At 33.7% G+C, this 1,378-nt stretch carries 1 protein-coding gene and 1 pseudogene; both read right to left on the bottom strand.

The genetic code is table 11. The features are described from left to right. Positions 1–41: 41 nt before the first annotated feature. The gene (locus tag F6K13_RS33310; RefSeq protein ID WP_287289952.1) at positions 42–674 is read right to left on the bottom strand and encodes a pentapeptide repeat-containing protein; all 633 of its coding nucleotides are present in this window, start codon (positions 672–674) and stop codon (positions 42–44) included. Between the two features lie 517 nt (positions 675–1,191). After that, positions 1,192–1,378: pseudogene (locus F6K13_RS33305) on the bottom strand (hypothetical protein); the annotation flags it as partial.

Below are 1,378 nucleotides of genomic sequence, written 5' to 3'. Positions count from 1 at the left end.
CCTTCTTAGAGTTCAATTGAATCGAGCTAATCTAGAAGGTTCTAATCTAGATTAGCTCGATTCAATTGAACTCTAAGAAGGTTAATTTTAGATAAATTAGCACCTTTTAAATTAGAATCTTTAAGGTTAACATCTGTTAAATTAGCATAACTAAAATTAGCACCTTCTAGATTAGCTTCGCTGATGTTTGCTTCATCAAGTTGAGCATAACTAAAATTAGCATCTGTGAGATTAGTATTTCTGAGATTAGTACGAATTAAATTAGCATTAGTAAAATTGGCTTTAATTAATTGTGCATCTGTAATCTCACTACGCCAAAGATTAGCATTCTCTAGGTTAACATTCCCTAGGTTAGCATCTCTCAAACTTATCCCTCTAAGGTCTGCGCTCTTTAAATTAACATTATTAAGGTTGGCAAACCACATTATTGCCCCACTCAGATTAGCATGACTTAGATCGCTATTACTAAAATTAGTTCTTTTGAGGTTGGCACAAATTAGATAAGCGTCCCTGAGAATAGCTTCAGTGAAATTAATATCATTTAGATCGCAAAGACTCAGGTCAGCACACTCAAGACTTATACCAGTAAAATTGTTAGTCAATTTTTGATTGCTAGTTTGAGCACTATCATTAATTAGTTTCTGCAGTTGATCAAGTGATTTTTGATTTGCCATATAGAGTTACTCTTTCACACTAATAGGATGTTATTTAAAAGCCATCGCTAGAGTTAATTTAGTCAAGTATAATTCTGAATAATTACACTTTGACTAATAGAATTATAATCTAGTAAACTTTCTCATGGTTAGTTTTTACCATTTCATCTGAACTCTCAAAAATTACTAAAAAATCATCAGCTAGGATAAACAGAAGAATCTCAGAAAGAATACAAAATCAATCAGATTAATAATTATTAATTAAATGATTTGGCGTTGGTGATTTGAGGTATGATATCTTTTCCTAATAAGAGCCATATAGAACTCCGTTCCGCGCTCCATGATTATGCTGATGCAACACTTCCCATTAACATTTCCGGTAGCATTTTGACAGGAAAGTTGTGCGCCAGCAAACAAAAAACTTTCTTCTTCTACTCCTGTTTCTTCTTCTTTCTTCCTTCCTGACTCCTGACTCCTAAATAATTAAGATTAATATCATACACGCGCTTCAGCAACGCCGATGATTTTTTCTCTGATTCTAATTATCCTCAAAAAACGCTCCACGACTAATTAAATCTTGCTTCATTTCATCAGATAAACCAGAATCATGCCATAACCTAGCATTCTCTACTTTTGTATTCTGAAAATTAGCTCCTTTTAAATTTGTTACGGCAAGTATCAGGATCACCAGCGTCTTGCGCACCCATTCCTTTTCCATCTGCCGT

It is taken from the genome of Okeania sp. SIO2B9, from assembly GCF_010672505.1.
Taxonomy (GTDB): Bacteria; Cyanobacteriota; Cyanobacteriia; order Cyanobacteriales; family Microcoleaceae; genus Okeania; species Okeania hirsuta.
Note: the sequence above shows the minus strand (reverse complement) of the source record. Positions and strands in the feature narration are given on the sequence as shown.